Origin of the sequence: Bacillus sp. (in: firmicutes) (genome assembly GCA_017656295.1) — a bacterium.
GTDB lineage: Bacteria > Bacillota > Bacilli > Bacillales > JACDOC01 > JACDOC01.
Window position 1 is genome coordinate 328,273 of the sequence record JACDOC010000001.1, and the last position, 17,890, is coordinate 346,162.

Below are 17,890 nucleotides of genomic sequence, written 5' to 3' on the forward strand. Positions count from 1 at the left end.
AGTGTTTTACACATGGGAATTAGCAATCCATATCAGTCCTATCAAGTGAATTCCGTGCAAACCGCTTCCCCAGGGGAGCTTACGTTAATGCTTTATAACGGCTGTTTAAAATTTATTAAGTTCGCTCGAAAAGCCATAGAAAAGAAAAACATCGAGGAGAAAAATACGAATCTTTTAAAAGCCCAAAACATCATTCAAGAACTTATGGTCACGCTCAATATGGACTATGACGTGGCGAAAAACATGATGGTAATGTATGACTACATTCATCGTCGTCTCATTGAAGCCAACCTTAAAAACGACGTTGAAATTTTAGACGAAGTCGAAGGCTATGTTACAGAATTCCGCGATACGTGGAAACAAGTGATTCAACTGAACCGTCAGCAACAGCACGGACAAGGTGGTCACGTGTAATGTCGGTCGTTCAGCAAAGCCTAGAGGTGACGAAACAGCTTTTACACGTGCTCCAAACGATGGAAGGAAAGGACCGTGATGAAGTCATCCAGTCGATACAAAAGTTGTTGAACAAGCGGCAAGCACTCCTTCCGTCCATTCAACCGCCTTTTTCCGAAGAGGAAATAGAGCTTGGGCAAGAGTTAGTTCGTATCAATCAACAAATCGAACCACTCCTGAAACAATTGCAAATGGACATTCAAAAAGACCAGAATTCGTTTGAAAAACGAAAACAATCCGTCAAAAAATATCGGAATCCGTACGAATCGCTCCAATTTGATGGAATGTTTTACGATAAAAGAAAATAGGTGACGCACTATGAAATCAACGTTCTCATTAACCGAGCAACATGTAACCCTTTGCCAACAATATGTGGAACTTCTTCATTCAATTGAAGAAGCCCTTCTATATATTGATGAAAGCTTCACGAACCTAAAAAAAACCGAAGCAGAACGACTAAAAGCGGACATTTTTAAGGCGTTTGTACAAATTGGCGAAACGAATGGCGTGCTCCGTCAAATTTTTTCCGACAAAGACGAGGCCGTTGTTCAAGCCGTTCAAGCGTTTGATACGGTGTTAAAAGAAACGATTTTATTTAATGAACTTGTAGGAGATTCCCGTTTCAAACAAGACTACTTTCAACAGAAACTGGTTCCGACGTTTCAACAATGGTCCAACCAAATCAAAGAATCCTTTCAACCGTATATTCAACATTAATCCTTCACGGCTACTGACTAATTCAGTAGCTTCTTTTTTACCCCTATCTTTCCCTTATTAAAAGTGCCGTCAATATAACGGTTTTCACCATTTCTCCACAAATTGGTCAAAAAATTGACAAAATTTTTTGAAAGATTAAGCAGGATTATTTTAAGAAAAAGAGAAATATAATAACATAGCTTTTACTAAAGGGGGAGTTCGCATGATGAATAACAACATTCGTGGCGAAAACATTGAAGTAACTCCAGCTATTCGTGATTACGTAGAGAAGAAGATCAAAAAGTTAGAACGCTATTTCTCTCATGCTCCAGATGCCAACGTACACGTGAACTTGAAAGTGTATCCAGATAAAACATCTAAAGTGGAAGTTACGATTCCTCTTCCTCACCTCGTGTTACGGGCGGAAGAGCGACATGAAGATATGTATGCAGCGATTGATTTAATTACGGATAAATTAGAACGTCAAATTCGTAAGCATAAAACAAAAGTGAATCGTAAGCTTCGTGAAAAAGGTAGTCCAAAAGAACTATTTACCAATGTCGATGATGTTTCCGCCAACCATCAGGAGAAGGAAGAAGACAAGCTAGAAGTCGTTCGCACGAAACAATTTGATTTGAAGCCGATGGATAGCGAAGAAGCAATTTTACAAATGAACCTCCTTGGCCATAACTTCTTTGTTTACACGGATGCGGAAACGAACCAAACGAACATCGTTTACCGTCGTAAAGATGGAAAATATGGGTTAATTGAAACAAATTAACCTTTAACCAAGTCTAACTTTACGAATCACCATATCCTCTCGTTGGCCCCGTAGCTATTGGCTATGGGGTCTTTTTTGTGCCGTTAAAAAATTCCGTACTATTCGTCCTGGCCATTTCGTGTTAAGATGGAAAATGGTCTTTTTTTATCCCATACTTAACGGGCAATAACCCTCACCTCAAGGTGGGGAAAAAAAGTCCATAAAGGTCCGATTGGTTCAACTAACCATCCGTTGAAGACCACTGATGGAAGTTTTCCTGTATGCCCCAAACCGTTGGAGTTTACATACAGAGTGAACGATGAGGAGGGATATATATGTCAAAAATTGGTCGGAATGAATCGTGCCCTTGTGGGAGCGGAAAAAAATATAAAAAATGTTGTGGGAAAAACGGCGTCGTTTCGATCATGGACGTCATTTATGAAGAAATCGAAAAGCAAGAGGAACAGTTATATCGTTACATGTACACCCATTACCGTAACGAGCGGGAGAAACTGTTCCGGGAAGTGGAAGGAAAAACGAGTGTCTTTCGCGAAAACGAAATGAACTCGGTCCTGTTGTTTGATATTTGGTTTACAACGGCGTATGAATCGAAGGGAACGACGATTTTGGAATCCTTTGTCGAGTATCAACTTCCAACGATCCACCGTCCGCGCACGAAGGCGATTGTCGAATCGTGGAAAGAAGCGCTCTTTGTAGCCGGGATGATTCAAGAAGTGACCGATACTCATATTACGATGGTAGATGAGTTATCGAACGAAACATATCAAGTACAATATAAAAATCGTTCGTTCCAGCCACATACGTTTGTAACAGGGGTACTTTTACCTTACGAAGAGACATATAAATTCTATATCTTCGGCTACGACTTCCCTAAAGAAGTGGCTGATGTGGCGGTGCCATACTTAAAAGAACAGATCGCTGCGTATGAAGGAGACGTTCAATCGTATTTCCGTGAGCATTATTTAACGTTTATCGACGATGTGTTTACGAAATTAGCGGAAAAAGAAAATGCTTCTCAAGAAGAAGAGCAGCCAACGTACGAGTGGGAAAAAGAGATTTATAGAGAAATTGGGGACGACCTGCAAGCATTCATACAAGAAGTAGGTGGCTCCAAAGATGCGTCCGATTTCGGTGTGCTTTTATGGAACGTGTTCAGTAAAAAAGTTCAACCAACTATTCGCAACCCGAAACTGTATGTCGCAGCCACGTACTATCTCCTGCAATCATTAGCATTTGACTTGCCTACCTTTACGCAAAAAGAACTCGCGGAACGATTTGGGGTATCACCGAATAGTATCTCACAGCGTCGTAAAGAAATGGACGCAGCTGTTGCGGAACAAGTCGCTTCGTTATCTTCATAATCAATTGGTAAACAGCTTTTCATGATGAAAGGCTGTTTTTTTAATAAAAATTGTGACAAGTGCAAACCAAGTGGCGGAAAGTGCAAAAGAAATTGTGACAAGTGCAAAAAAACTGATGCAAACTGCAAAAGATTTTATATTAAGTGCAAAAGAACAATTGTAAACTGCAAAAGGTATTATCACAACTGCAAAACAGGACCTATTTCAGAAAACGGCCTACCAAGTAAGCTGCTGCTCCTTTAGTTATTTCACGTTATAGAATTCATTTTTTTTGCTCGCACCTTACCTCTAGCCCGGATATCCCATAAGTTGTCACTTTTCCGTGAGAAGTGGTATTATTAAATAGGTAAGGAATCGATATTTTTACGAATAGTTCGTACGAAGAAGGAATAAAGGAGCGTCTTTCATGCTTGGTATATTAAATAAAGTGTTTGACCCCAATAAGCGGGAAATCAATCGTTTAGAAAAAATTGCGAATCAAATCGATGCGTTATCGTCCGACATGGAACGCTTGACGGATGAGCAGCTTCGCGAAAAAACGACAGAATTTAAAAAGCGTTACGAGCAAGGTGAATCGCTTGATGATTTGCTCGTTGAAGCGTTTGCTGTTGTTCGGGAAGCGTCTCGTCGGGTGTTAGGCTTGTATCCATATAAAGTGCAGCTGATGGGTGGTATTGCCCTTCATGAAGGAAATATCGCCGAAATGAAAACGGGTGAAGGTAAAACTCTGACAGCGACGATGCCGGTGTACTTGAACGCCCTTACTGGAAAAGGGGTTCACGTCGTGACGGTGAACGAATACTTAGCGAGCCGTGACGCAACTGAAATGGGCCGTCTGTACGAATTTTTAGGCTTAACCGTTGGCCTCAATGCTAGTGGCTTATCTAAAGAAGAAAAGAAAAAAGCATACGAAGCGGATATTACCTACGGAACGAATAACGAATTTGGCTTCGACTATTTACGGGACAACATGGTGCTTTATAAAGAACATAAAGTACAGCGTCCGCTTCATTTTGCTATCATTGACGAGGTTGACTCCATCCTAATCGACGAAGCACGTACACCGCTCATTATTTCTGGTACGGCTCAAAAATCGACACAGCTTTATCTACAGGCAAATGCGTTTGTACGCACGCTGAAAAAAGACGTCGATTACACGTACGATGAGAAAACAAAAGGTGTTCAGCTGACCGAAGAAGGGATTAATAAAGCAGAAAAATACTTCGGTATCGACAACTTGTTTGACATCACGCATGTTACGATCAACCATCATATTAACCAAGCGTTAAAAGCCCATGTAAGTATGCATCGCGATGTCGATTACGTTGTCCAAGACGGCGAAATCGTCATTGTTGACCAATTTACAGGTCGCTTAATGAAAGGGCGTCGTTATAGCGACGGTCTTCATCAAGCGATTGAAGCTAAAGAAGGATTAGAAATCCAAAACGAAAGCATGACGATGGCGACGATTACGTTCCAAAACTACTTCCGTATGTATGAAAAACTAGCCGGTATGACAGGTACGGCCAAAACGGAAGAAGAAGAGTTCCGGAACATTTACAACATGAAAGTTGTCGTCATTCCAACTAACAAACCAGTCATTCGTGACGACCGTCCGGATTTAATATACGCAACAATGGAAGGTAAGTTTAAAGCGGTCGTGGAAGATATCGTTGAGCGTCATAAAAAAGGACAACCGGTGCTCGTTGGTACGGTTTCGATTGAAACTTCGGAATTACTATCGAAAATGTTAACGAAACGTGGTATCCGGCATAATGTATTAAATGCGAAAAACCACGAGCGTGAGGCGGAAATTATCGCCCAAGCTGGTCAAAAAGGTGCGGTGACGATTGCAACTAACATGGCTGGTCGTGGTACGGATATTAAATTAGGTGAAGGTGTAAAAGAACTTGGCGGATTAGCCGTCATTGGTACGGAACGCCACGAGTCTCGCCGTATTGATAATCAGTTGCGCGGTCGTTCGGGTCGTCAAGGAGATCCGGGTGTGACACAATTTTACTTGTCCATGGAAGACGAGTTAATGCGCCGCTTCGGTTCTGACAATATGAAAGCGATGATGCAACGTCTTGGTATGGATGACTCCCAGCCAATCCAAAGTAAAATGGTGACACGCGCGGTGGAATCAGCGCAAAAACGGGTAGAAGGTAACAACTTCGACGCCCGGAAGCAGCTGCTCCAATACGACGATGTCCTTCGTCAACAGCGTGAAATCATTTATAAACAGCGCGACGAAGTGTTAGAAGCGGAAAACCTTCGCGACATCGTAGAAAATATGATTAAATCGGTCGTGGAGCGTACGGTTCATTCACATATGGCGACGCAAGACGATGAAGAAGTAAATCTTCAAGGAATTATTGATTACGTCAACGCGAACCTACTTCCTGAAGGAGACATTACCGTCCAAGACCTTGAAGGAAAAGATGCGGAGGAAATCATTGACCTCATTTTAGAAAAAGTAAAAGTTCGTTACGATGAAAAAGAAGAAATTTTAGGCGAAAGAATGCGCGAGTTTGAAAAAGTCATCGTTCTTCGAGCGGTCGATACGAAATGGATTGACCATATCGATGCGATGGATCACTTACGTCAAGGTATTCACCTGCGCGCGTACGGTCAAATCGATCCGCTTCGTGAATACCAAAACGAAGGTTTTGCCATGTTCGAAAATATGGTTGCTGCTATTGAAGAAGATGTGGCAAAATACGTAATGAAAGCTGAAATCCAAAATAACTTAAAACGCCAAGAAGTCGCGAAAGGGCATGCGGTGAATCCGAAAGAAGACGGCGGTAATGTGAAGCGGAAGCCAATTCGTAAACAAACGAACGTTGGACGCAACGACCCTTGCCCGTGCGGAAGCGGGAAAAAATACAAACATTGTCATGGTAAACTAGCGTAATGGAGAGGACTGACTCCTCAGGGGTCAGCCTCTCTTTATGATGAAAATACATTTTTTAGAGGTGATCAGCATGGAACTGTTCGAAATTAAGAACGAACTTGAGAAAACAGCTAAGCGATTAGCGGATTTTAGGGGGTCTCTTTGACCTCGATACGAAAGAAGCTCGAATAGCTGAACTCGAGCAAATCATGGTCGCTCCGGACTTTTGGAACGATCAACAAAAAGCGCAATCCATTATTAGTGAAGCGAATGGATTAAAAGATTTAGTGAACGAATACAAAGACTTATCAGAAACACAAGAAAACTTAGAGCTCACGTACGAATTAGTAAAAGAAGAAAGCGATGAAGAGTTAAAAGCGGAGCTCGAAAGCGAATTAAAAGAATTAATCAAACGTTTGAATAAATTTGAGCTACAGCTTTTATTAAGCGAACCGTATGATAAAAATAACGCGATTTTAGAGCTTCATCCAGGTGCGGGTGGTACGGAGTCACAAGACTGGGCCTCCATGCTGCTTCGGATGTATACGCGTTGGGCGGAGAAAAAAGGATTCAAAGTCGAAACGCTCGATTATTTACCTGGTGAGGAAGCGGGTATTAAAAGCGTGACGCTTTTAATTAAAGGTCACAATGCGTACGGATATTTGAAAGCAGAAAAAGGGGTACACCGCCTCGTACGCATTTCACCGTTTGACGCTTCAGGCCGTCGCCATACATCTTTCGTATCTTGCGAAGTTATGCCAGAGTTCAACGAAGAGATCGAAATCGAAGTTCGCGCGGAAGATATTAAAGTCGATACGTATCGTTCTTCTGGTGCCGGTGGTCAGCACGTCAACACGACGGACTCTGCTGTTCGAATTACCCACATTCCAACGGGTATTGTCGTGACCTGTCAGTCCGAACGTTCGCAAATTAAAAACCGCGAAAAAGCGATGAATATGCTAAAAGCGAAACTTTACCAAAAGAAAATTGAAGAGCAAGAAAAAGAACTGGCTGAACTTCGCGGTGAACAAAAAGAGATCGGTTGGGGTAACCAAATCCGTTCGTACGTCTTCCATCCATATTCTCTAGTAAAAGACCATCGTACGAATACGGAAGTCGGAAACGTTCAAGCCGTGATGGACGGTGAAATCGACATCTTTATTGATGCTTATTTACGTTCTCGCTTAAAGTAAACTAATGAGCTACCTATCGTTAGGAGATAGGTAGCTTTAATTTTTGTTCGTAGCAGAACATCATTTCAGTTAAACAGAAAGTAAAATCGGTTAAACGGAAAGTAATTAGTTCGGACCGTAAAGTAAAATCGGCTCAACAGAAAGTAATCGGTTCGGAAAGTAAAGTAATTGGATCAGCAGAAAGTATTCGGCACCGAACGTAAAGAAAAATCGGCTCAACAGAAAGTATCGTCACGGAACGTAAAGAAAAATCGGCTCAACAGAAAGAATTGAGCACCGAACGTAAAGTAAAATTGGCTCAACAGAAAGTAATCGGTTCGGACCGTAAAGTAAAATCGGCTCAACAGAAAGAATTGAGCACCGAACGTAAAGAAAAATCGGCTCAACAGAAAGAAATCGTCACGGAACGTAAAGAAAAATTGGCTCAACAGAAAGTAATCGGTTCGGAAAGTAAAGTAATTGGATCAACAGAAAGTATCGAGCACCGAACGTAAAGTAAAATTGGCTCAACAGAAAGTATTGAGCACCGAACGGAAAGTAAAATCAAACCAACAGAAAGTAATCAGCAGGAACGTAAAGTAAATTGATGAAACAGAAAGTATAATACGATAAATGAATGTAAAACCGGTCCAACAGAAACATAAATACCGCAATGGGACCTCCAAAATATGAACCCCGCCTTCCCCGCGCATGTTCCGTATGAACATCACCAATAATAATAAATAGTACATTTTCGTCTAAGGGAACAAAACGAATTTCATTTTTAGCCGTTCATCACGTTAATGCGTTATCTAGCTGTCATTTACAACCAAGAGCCCTCATGCTATACTCTCAATCGGCATGATTTGACAGGGAAAGAGGAGAAGCTATGAATCGTAGAAGGGAACCAATCACATTATCACCGAAGATGGAAAAATTGATTGAATACATATACGTCCTTATTGGTTCAGCTATTGTAGCCATTGCGTTTAACGTCTTTTTACTTCCTAACCGCGTGGCTTCCGGTGGAGTAAGTGGAATTAGTACGATTTTAGATGCGTTATTTGGATGGGAGCCAGCTTTCGTCCAATGGTCGCTCAATATTCCGTTGTTTATTGCAGGCCTGCTTATTTTAGGTTTGCAGTTTGGAGTAAAAACACTTGTAGGGACGCTCTTTTTACCGTTTGTCGTCTTTTTAACGAACGATTGGGAACCGTGGACAACAAATCAGCTGCTTGGTGCTTTGTTTGGGGGCATCGGTGTTGGCCTTGGCTTAGGCATAACGTTTCGTGGAAAAGCATCCACTGGAGGAACGGATTTAGCGGCCCAAATTATTACAAAATTTACAGGGCTCTCTTTAGGAACATCGGTGGCGATTATTGATGGATTAATTGTCCTTTCAGCAGCTATCGTCTTTGATATCGAAGGTGGGTTATACGCACTAATAGGTTTATACGTGACAAGTAAAACGATTGATTTTGTTCAAGTCGGTTTCGGGCGATCCAAAATGGCGATGATTATTACGAATAAAGAAAAGGAAGTTCGCCAAGAAATTTTGCATAAAATTGACCGAGGTGTGACAAAACTATCAGCATACGGCGGATATACGGACCATGAACGCCCAGTATTACTCTGTGTGGTCGATCAAACAGAATTCACAAAATTGAAACAAGTGGTGAAAAACATTGACTCGACTGCATTTGTTGTAGTTATGGACGCTTCCGAGGTTCTTGGCGAGGGTTTCAAGCGGGCGTAGAATTGCTATAATTTATATGAGCTACTATCTTTAAAAAATGGGGGAGAAAGTGATGAAGAAAAAGCTACTAGGATTCATGTTAGGTACATCCCTTGTCTTCGGTCTTGCTGCATGTGGTGGGGGTCAAGACGAAGGAACAACATCCGATGGAACCACTGAAACTACAAGTGTGGGGGATGCTCAAAAAATTTATAATCAAAAATGTTCCAGCTGTCACGGTGGAAACCTAGAAGGTGGTTTCGGCCCAGCTCTTGAAAAAATTGGAGCAAAATTAAGTAAAGATGAAATTTTAAACGTTATTAACAACGGTAAAGGGTCTATGCCACCAGGAATTATTAATGACGATGAAGCTGAAGCTGTGGCGGAATGGTTAGCGAATAATAAATAATATCGTGATTTATAAAGATGGGCTGGATAAAAATTACACCAGCCCGCTTTTTTCTATCGATACGATGGTTCGTGTCGATTTTTTTATTTTTCACATTTTTTCCTTCCTGTCGATATTTCCCGAGTAATAAGGGAATTTCGGTACGAAAGATTTCATTTTATGATGAAATTTGAAAAGAAACTGTAATATAAATTTTCATTAAAATACGCGATTCCAATGTTATAATAAGAATGACGTCTAAAGTTGACGAATTTTGACGTAACCATTCATTTTATATAGATACATAGAAAAGATTAAGGTGATTAAACAATGATAGAAATGCAAGATGTATATAAACAATACCCTAATGGAATTATGGCTGCAAATGGCTTTAATGTATCCATTAAACAAGGGGAATTTGTTTATGTCGTTGGCCCCAGTGGTGCTGGAAAGTCAACGTTTATCAAAATGATGTATCGTGAAGAAAAACCAACAAGAGGCACCATTATGGTGAATGGTGTCAATTTGACCAAGCTAAAAGAAAACCGTGTTCCATTTTTCCGTCGGAATATAGGGGTTGTTTTCCAAGACTTTAAACTTTTGCCGACATTAACGGTGTTTGAAAATGTCGCGTTTGCCATGGAAGTTATTGAAGAAAATCCAAAGAATATTAAAAAACGTGTCTTAGAAGTTCTTGATTTAGTCGGTTTAAAGCATAAAGCGCGTATGTTGCCATCAGAGCTATCCGGTGGTGAACAACAACGGGTGTCAATTGCTCGTTCGATCGTCAATATGCCGAAGGTGGTCATCGCGGACGAGCCTACCGGGAACTTAGACCCGGAAACATCGTGGGAAATCATGAACATTTTTCAAGAAATTAATGACCGCGGAACAACCATTGTCATGGCCACACACAACAAAGAAATCGTGAACACGATTCGTCATCGGGTTATTGCCATAGAAAACGGGCGCATTGTTCGCGATGAGCAGCGGGGGGATTACGGCTATGAAAATTAGAACGTTTAAGCGCCATTTTCGAGAGAGCTTTAAAAGCTTAGGACGAAACGCTTGGATGACGTTCGCATCCATCAGTGCCGTAACCGTGACGCTTTTACTTGTTGGTGTGTTTTTCGTCCTAATGATGAATATGAATAAAATCGCTTCCGATATTGAAAAAGATGTTGAAATTCGTGTACACATTGATTTAACCGCAACGGAAGAAGACCAAGCCAAGCTACGAAATCAAATAGAACAAATTCCAAAAGTGAAATCGGTGACCTACTCGTCAAAAGAAGACGAGTTAAATAACTTAATTAAAAACCTTGGGGAAGACGGAGAAATTTTCCGTTTATTTGAACAAGAAAACCCTCTTTACGATGTATTTATCGTTAAAACGAAAAATCCGACTGATACACCAGTTGTGGCCAAGCAAATAGAGACGTTCGATTTTGTCGATTCAGCACGATATGGCGAAGGAAAAATTGAACGCCTTTTTAGCGCATTAAAAATCGGCCGTAACGTTGGCTTAGGGTTAATTATCGGACTCTTATTTACTGCCATGTTCTTAATTTCTAATACCATTAAAATTACGATTTTTGCGCGTCGTAAAGAGATTGAAATTATGAAACTGGTAGGGGCAACGAACTGGTTTATTCGTTGGCCATTTTTCCTTGAAGGTCTTTGGTTGGGAATATTAGGGTCCATTATCCCAATCGTGGTCGTTACAACGGCGTACCATTACGTCTATGACTATTTATCACCACGACTCGAAAATCACTTTATTCAAATATTAGAATTCTCTCCATTTGTGTTCCAACTTGCTGGTTTACTGATCGCAATGGGGGCTTTAATCGGTGCATGGGGCAGTATGATGTCCATTCGTAAATTCTTGAAAATATAGAAGCGAACGAGTTCTCGCTTTAGAAAAAAGGGAGAGTAGTAGAAAGGGGTTTAACCGTTGAAGAAGCGTTCAATTCTGTCGGTGTCTTTAGCAACAGTTCTAGCTTTTGGAACGATGATGGCTAGTCATCAGGAGGCTTTTGCCTCTAAACTATCAGACTTAAAATCTCAAAAAAAGCAAATCGAAAGTAAAGAATCAGAAGTCGAGAAAAATATTAAAGAAAAAGAAGATCAAATTTCCCACCTTCAACAAGAACAACAACAGCTTGAAGCAGAAATTAAACGTATTGACCTAGCAATCTCGGATACGACTAAAAAGATCCATGAAAAAGAAGTTCAAATCGATGAAACAAAAGCAGAAATTGAACGGTTAAAGCAAGAAATTGAAGTATTAAAGAATCGGATAAATGAACGAAATGACTTGTTAAAAAACCGTGCTCGTTCAATGCAAGAATCAGGTGGTTTAATTAGTTACATAGATGTCCTTTTAGGTGCAGAGAGCTTTAGTGATTTTATTGACCGCGTTAGTGCGATTGCTACCATTATGGAAGCTGACAATCAGATTATTGAACAGCATAAACAAGATAAAGCGGATTTAGAAGCGAAGAAAGCAGAAGTAACGAACAAATTAAATGAACTTGAAAACATGCGTGCCGAATTAGAAAATATGAAAGCTCAATTCGAGACGCAAAAAGCCGAAAAGGACAAGCTAGTAAAACAGCTTCAAAAAGAAGAACAACAACTAGAGCATCAAAAAATGGAACTTGAAGAAGAAAAAGAAATATTAGCTGCTCAAAAATCGGCTGTCCAAAAAGCGATTGAGTTAGAAAAGAAACGCCTTGAAGAATTAGCTAAACAACAACAGCAATCCAGTGGATCTAGTGGAACCAGTGGAACACCACCAGTGACGCCTGGCTTGTTTATGCGTCCATCAGAAGGGTACGTTTCTTCTAACTTTGGTCACCGTTGGGGAAGCTTCCACTATGGGGTTGATATTGCGAAAAGTGGTACTGTTCCAATTGTAGCGGCAGCAGATGGGGTTGTGCTTCGTTCCTATTATTCTAGTAGCTACGGAGAGGTTATTTTTATCACGCATTCGATTAATGGAAAAATTTATACAACGGTCTATGCACACTTATCTAGCCGTCTAGTCGGAACAGGAGCCGTCGTATCTAAAGGGCAAAAAATTGGGTACATGGGTAACTCCGGCCATTCCTTTGGCCAACACTTACACTTTGAGATTCACGAAGGTGAATGGAACGCTTCGAAATCAAATGCGGTAGATCCGCGGAAATATATTAATTTCTAATCATAAAATGAAAAATACACAACTTGCCAACACTGCAAGTTGTGTATTTTTATGGCTAACTTTAATGGGACGCTTGACAAAATCAAAAAGTAATTAAAAGAAGGCCTTGACTATTTTAAATGATCAGTAATGCCTCTTTCTGAATGGTTATATTCACTGGTGTTTCCGTAAGGGGCTCTCCGTCGCTTTGTACAATCACCGGTAATTTAGACGTAACTTCTACATGTTTTCCTTTGATCATAGTTACACCAGGATGTAAAACATGTTTGCCTTTAAACGCTCTTGGAAAAGTGAGTAACAGATTCCATTTCGTCATGTTGTGTACAATACAAATGTCAAAAAGCCCATCATGATAACAAGCATCTGGGCATATTCTAATGCCTCCGCCGTAATTAGGGATATTGGCAATGGCAATTAACCATACATTAAAAAATACTAGGCTTTTCCCATCAATCTTTAATTCAATGTTAACAGGACGATATTTTAATAAAACATGCAAGAAACTAAGACCGTACGAAAGCTCACCTAATCGAATGGAATTCAACCACTTTTTATATTTAGCAGTATTATTTACATGGGCGACGTTACCGTCAAAACCAATCCCCGTTACAGTGATGCAGTATTCGCTACCAATTCTTCCGATATCTATTTTTCTTTGCTTTCCCATTAAAATACGTTCTAAGGCCTTATTATAGTCCATTGGTATCTCTAGGGCTCTTGCAAAATCATTTCCTGATCCTGCGGGAATAACACCTAAAGGAATATTGGAATCAATTAACCCGTTTGCAACATCATGGACTGTACCATCTCCGCCTATAGCAACAACAGCATCACATTTTTCAGAGGATACCATTTTAGCGATTTCTACTGCATGTTTTGGACGCTCGGTAAACCGCACTTGATAATCTACCTGTTTCTCTTGAAGCAATTTTTCGATCTTTTTCCAAACTCTTAGTCCTTTACCGTTACCAGAGGTTTTATTGACGATAAAATAATACATATGATCGATCTTTCCTTTTTATTAGATATGGTGAAAGTTTTACAGAACGTTTTATGGAGCATGGTCATAACATGGTATGTTTTTAATAACAATTTTTCCCTATGATAAGGAAAATATTCTAACAGCTTCATTTGTGAAGTTAAAGGAAAGATCTTTAGTATAAATGAAGGATCCATTCAGCAATTCATGAGATACACGAGTAGCCAAGCCTTGGCTTCAGGATTTTTCCCATTAAGTACTTTCATCAAAGCTTGGAATACCAACTCCCTCATAATGGTAACCTAATTTATGCATAGCAGATGAATTTAGACAATTTCTGCCATCGAATATAAATGGTTGAGATAATATGTTTTTTGCCTTTTGCCAGTCGATTTCAATGATTTCTTTCCACTCCGTTACAATTAATACAGCGTCTGCTTCTTTTAATGCTTCAATTGGGGTTTTGGCATAGCTAATGGTAGGATAAATCTTTTTAACATGTTCTGTTCCTTGTGGATCGTATGCAGTAATATAAGCATTATTTTGAAGGAGGTAATGAATGATTTTTAGTGAGGATGCTTCTCTTATATCGTCAGTTTGTGGTTTGAACGTAAGTCCTAGTACCGCAATACGCTTTTCGGTTAGAGTGCTCAATGCTTTCTTCACTTTTTCCATAAACCATTGTGTTTGTGTTTGGTTCACATCCGATACTGCTTGAAGGATTTGCAAGGGGGTTTTCTCTGCAGTAGCCAATGCTAGCAATGCTTTTATATCTTTAGGAAAGCATGATCCTCCATACCCAATTCCTGCCTGAAGAAATTGAGGACCAATCCTACTATCCAACCCCATACCTTTTGCTACTTGAATAACATTTACCCCAATCTTATCGCAAAGTCGGGCTAGCTCATTAATGAACGAAATTTTCGTAGCTAAAAATGCGTTTGATGCGTACTTAATCATTTCAGCATCTTTGATTGTTGTAAACACAATTGGTGAGTTGAACTCTTTATACAACTCTTTCATCAACTTTTGGGCTTTCTCTGTTTCACAGCCGATTACAATTCGTTCAGGATACAGAGCATCGTGTAATGCCTTTCCTTCTCGTAAAAATTCTGGGTTCGAAATGAGATCGAAAGAAATCTCCACGTTTCTTTTTTTTAGTTCAGCTTTTATAATCTTATTTATTTTTTCACCCGTGCCTATTGGAACAGTACTCTTGATGACGATTCCTTTATATTCGTTCATCCATCTTCCAATCTGTCTTGCCGCCTCTTCCACATAGGATAATTCTGCTTCTCCGTTCGGTAAGGAAGGAGTACCAACTGTAATAAATAAAATTTCGCATTGATCGATAATTTCCTCTAAATGATGGGAAAACAAAAGATTTCCGTTGGCAATAAGTTTTTTTAATAACTCCTCCATCCCCTCTTCATAGAAAGGGAGAATTGACTTTCTTAACTTTTTTAATTTTTCCTGGTCCTGCTCGATAACGAATACTTTGTGTCCATAGTTAGCAAAAGCTACACCGGTGGTGGTTCCTACATAGCCTGCCCCGATTACTGCTATATTCATAAGATCACCTCGCTTTCTACTAATTGGTACCTCTGGTGGTGTACACTTATCAACCGAAATGATAATAACCTATATCGAATGAAAAGATATATATCACTCTTTGGGGCATCTCATGTCCATTGGCTTATGTTCTAACTGCTTGCTTCTTTTTGGACAATCACTTCTTTTAAATACTTTAAAATATCTTCTTGTAAGTCTGGGCGCTGCAAAGCAAAATCAATAGTTGCACGAATAAAGCCGACCTTATCCCCGATATCATAGCGCCTGCCGTGAAAATGATAGGCTAAAACTGCTTGAGACTGATTCATTATTTTAATTGCATCTGTTAATTGAATTTCTCCGCTGGAATCTGGGGGTAAATCTTTCAAAATATCAAAAATCTCAGGTCGTAAAATATAGCGTCCCATAATGGCAAAGCGAGAAGGAGCCTCTTCTTTTTTGGGTTTTTCCACTAACGTCTCAATATTGATGAGATTTTCTTCTATCTCATTGCCTTTTGGTTTTATAATTCCATATTTCGAAACTTCATCCTCTTCAACCTGCTGAACGCCTACTATTGATGAATGATAATGATTAAATACTTCAATTAATTGTTTTAAACAAGGCTTCGAAGACTTGACGATATCATCGCCAAGCAATACAGCAAATGGCTCATTGCCTACGAAACTTTTCGCACAATAAATTGCATCCCCAAGGCCTTTCGGTTCTTTTTGACGGATATAATGAATATTAGCCAGATTTGAAATCTTTTGTACTTCTTTTAGTAACATTTGTTTGTTTTTCTTAAAAAGAGTTTCTTCTAACTCATACGATTTATCAAAGTGATCTTCAATCGAACGCTTACTGCGGCCACTTATCACAATAATGTCTTCAATCCCAGAGGCAACTGCCTCTTCGACAATATATTGAATGGTTGGCTTATCTACAATTGGAAGCATTTCTTTTGGTAATGCCTTTGTTGCAGGAAGAAACCTTGTACCCAGCCCTGCTGCCGGTATGATAGCTTTTCGAATCATCACTCCGACCTCCCCTCTTAACCTAATCTATTTACCAAAACATACACTATTAGGTTGGAAACCTATCGCGCATATTTCCACCCATCATAAATGTTGGAATACCATATGCATCTTCTAACTGCTTCTTCGTCCACTTCTACCATTGTGTATTTAATCGCTACTACATTTTCCAGTTCTTTTTTTTCTGAGCTATTCATTTCATCTGTATCCATTTGCTCAGCATGATCTTGTTCCATAACTTCCATTTCGTCCTCTTCTGTCATTGAGTATTTAATCGCTACATCATTTTCCAGTTCTTTTTCTTCTGTGGTATTCATTTCATCTGTACCCATTTGTTCAGTACGATCTTGTTGAATAACTGCCTTTTCGTCCACTTGTGTCGTTGGAATTGCTATTACATTATCTGGTACTTCTACTGTTGTGTTATTTATTTCATCTGTACTTATTTGTTCAGTACGATCTTGTTCAATAACTGATGTTGAGGTCGTATGAATCGCTTGAGTCCAAACTTCTAGTAGTTCGGATGCGACTCGATCCCATTGATATTGGGAAATCGCAAGTTCTCTTCCTTTTTCTCCCATTCTTTTCATCAAGGATTTGTCAGATAAAATTTGGGTGATTTTTTCCGCAAAATTACGGGGATCTTCAGGGTTTTCTACAACAAAACCGTTTTCTCCTAACAGAATGACTTCTGGATTACCACCCCGTGCTGTTGTTACGATTGGAAGACCTGCAGCCATTGCTTCATAATGTACCCGAGCAAGTGGTTCTTGCCATTGTGAAGTACATACAAATAAATCAGCTGCAGCAAACCAATATTGTATTTTATCTGGTGCAACAAAGCCTGTTGTTATAACTGGCACTGGCAGTTTTTTGGCTAATGCTCGTACGTAAGCAACATAATCGGTAATGTGATTTTGGCTAAACCAGTTACTTCCTACAATAACTAGAGCTAAATCTTTAAATTTTTTTGAAAGCTCCGGTAACGCTCGAACTAACCTATCGACCCCTTTATTACGCGAAAGCCTTCCTGCATATAAAATTACCGTTTTGTTCTCTAAACCATATGCTTTTCGAAGTTCATGGCGAATTTCTTGCATATTTGGATGACTTCCAGGTAAAAATCTCTCGGTATCTACACCAGAATAAATCGTGCGTATTTTTGACGAAGCCTGTGGATAGAGTTGACGTATGACATTACCTACATAATCACTGACTGTTACAATACTTGAAACTTCTTCTAAGGCTGCTGTTGCTTCCTCTGGATCGATTTTTTCAACATTGAACATATCATTGTGCATGCTTAAGGTAATTTTAGAATGAGGCGCTGCCTTACGGACAGGAATGACAAGGCGTGGACGGTTAAAAATGTGGATGAGGTCAAATAAGTTGTTTGATTCAATATATTGAACAACACCTTCTCGATATATTTCGAATACTTTTCCTGGTACACGTACATAATGAATTCCATCTATCGTTTCTTCATCTGGAAGTGATGGATCACTAGTTCCTAAAACCGTAATTTCATGAAATTTGCTTAAATGTGGAAGAATACCAGAAATATAAGTTTGGATTGCCCCTCCTAATACGGGAGGAACAGGGAGTTTTTCAGTACAAATCATTAAAATCTTCATGT

The 17,890-nt window shown here is 39.7% G+C and carries 16 protein-coding genes and 1 pseudogene; 13 read left to right on the forward strand and 4 right to left on the reverse strand.

Annotated elements, in window-relative coordinates:
- Nucleotides 1-12 precede the first annotated feature (12 nt).
- From fliS to H0Z31_01660, 13 genes are all read left to right on the forward strand, one after another.
- Nucleotides 13-414, forward strand: a complete 402-nt coding sequence (fliS, locus tag H0Z31_01600; protein MBO8176130.1) for a flagellar export chaperone FliS — start codon at nt 13-15, stop codon at nt 412-414.
- Entirely contained in the window at nt 414-761 is a 348-nt protein-coding gene (locus H0Z31_01605) for a flagellar protein FliT (GenBank protein MBO8176131.1), read from the forward strand. The genes fliS and H0Z31_01605 overlap by 1 nt, the downstream gene beginning before the upstream one ends.
- A 10-nt stretch (nt 762-771) precedes the next feature.
- The gene (locus tag H0Z31_01610; GenBank protein MBO8176132.1) at nt 772-1,170 is read left to right on the forward strand and encodes a hypothetical protein; all 399 of its coding nucleotides are present in this window, start codon (nt 772-774) and stop codon (nt 1,168-1,170) included.
- A gap of 205 nt (nt 1,171-1,375) precedes the next feature.
- Nucleotides 1,376-1,930 carry a ribosome-associated translation inhibitor RaiA gene (gene raiA, locus H0Z31_01615; protein MBO8176133.1) on the forward strand — a complete coding sequence of 185 codons (555 nt, stop codon included), beginning with the start codon at nt 1,376-1,378 and terminating at the stop codon, nt 1,928-1,930.
- A 314-nt stretch (nt 1,931-2,244) separates the two neighbouring features.
- Complete coding sequence (locus H0Z31_01620) at nt 2,245-3,291, forward strand: SEC-C domain-containing protein (GenBank protein ID MBO8176134.1); 1,047 nt, start codon at nt 2,245-2,247, stop codon at nt 3,289-3,291.
- Nucleotides 3,292-3,697: 406 nt separating this feature from the next.
- A complete protein-coding gene (gene secA, locus H0Z31_01625; protein MBO8176135.1) occupies nt 3,698-6,205 on the forward strand; it encodes a preprotein translocase subunit SecA in 2,508 nt (835 codons plus the stop codon).
- A gap of 70 nt (nt 6,206-6,275) precedes the next feature.
- A protein-coding gene (prfB, locus tag H0Z31_01630) for a peptide chain release factor 2 (protein MBO8176136.1) occupies nt 6,276-7,377 on the forward strand; the annotation gives its coding sequence in 2 pieces (ribosomal slippage) (nt 6,276-6,347 and nt 6,349-7,377; 1,101 coding nt in all).
- A gap of 269 nt (nt 7,378-7,646) precedes the next feature.
- Nucleotides 7,647-7,871, forward strand: coding sequence for a hypothetical protein (locus H0Z31_01635; protein MBO8176137.1), 225 nt, complete (start codon nt 7,647-7,649; stop codon nt 7,869-7,871).
- Nucleotides 7,872-8,245: 374 nt separating this feature from the next.
- Entirely contained in the window at nt 8,246-9,112 is an 867-nt protein-coding gene (locus H0Z31_01640) for a YitT family protein (protein ID MBO8176138.1), read from the forward strand.
- Nucleotides 9,113-9,164: 52 nt separating this feature from the next.
- Nucleotides 9,165-9,500: a cytochrome c gene (locus H0Z31_01645; GenBank protein ID MBO8176139.1), complete on the forward strand. Its 336-nt coding sequence runs from the start codon at nt 9,165-9,167 to the stop codon at nt 9,498-9,500.
- Nucleotides 9,501-9,809: 309 nt separating this feature from the next.
- A complete protein-coding gene (gene ftsE / locus H0Z31_01650; protein ID MBO8176140.1) occupies nt 9,810-10,496 on the forward strand; it encodes a cell division ATP-binding protein FtsE in 687 nt (228 codons plus the stop codon).
- Nucleotides 10,486-11,379, forward strand: a complete 894-nt coding sequence (locus tag H0Z31_01655) for an ABC transporter permease (GenBank protein MBO8176141.1) — start codon at nt 10,486-10,488, stop codon at nt 11,377-11,379. The genes ftsE and H0Z31_01655 overlap by 11 nt, the downstream gene beginning before the upstream one ends.
- Nucleotides 11,380-11,493: 114 nt before the next feature.
- Nucleotides 11,494-12,687, forward strand: coding sequence for a peptidoglycan DD-metalloendopeptidase family protein (locus H0Z31_01660; GenBank protein ID MBO8176142.1), 1,194 nt, complete (start codon nt 11,494-11,496; stop codon nt 12,685-12,687).
- Nucleotides 12,688-12,802: 115 nt separating this feature from the next.
- On the opposite strand, the gene H0Z31_01665 is transcribed toward H0Z31_01660, so the two are convergent.
- The 4 genes and pseudogenes from H0Z31_01665 to H0Z31_01680 form a co-directional block, all read right to left on the reverse strand.
- Entirely contained in the window at nt 12,803-13,687 is an 885-nt protein-coding gene (locus tag H0Z31_01665) for a diacylglycerol kinase family lipid kinase (GenBank protein ID MBO8176143.1), read from the reverse strand.
- 231 nt (nt 13,688-13,918) lie between these two features.
- Nucleotides 13,919-15,238, reverse strand: a complete 1,320-nt coding sequence (locus tag H0Z31_01670) for a UDP-glucose/GDP-mannose dehydrogenase family protein (GenBank protein ID MBO8176144.1) — start codon at nt 15,236-15,238, stop codon at nt 13,919-13,921.
- A gap of 131 nt (nt 15,239-15,369) precedes the next feature.
- Nucleotides 15,370-16,254, reverse strand: a complete 885-nt coding sequence (gene galU, locus H0Z31_01675) for a UTP--glucose-1-phosphate uridylyltransferase GalU (protein ID MBO8176145.1) — start codon at nt 16,252-16,254, stop codon at nt 15,370-15,372.
- 455 nt (nt 16,255-16,709) lie between these two features.
- Nucleotides 16,710-17,888, reverse strand: a pseudogene (locus H0Z31_01680) (glycosyltransferase family 4 protein).
- Nucleotides 17,889-17,890: the final 2 nt, after the last annotated feature.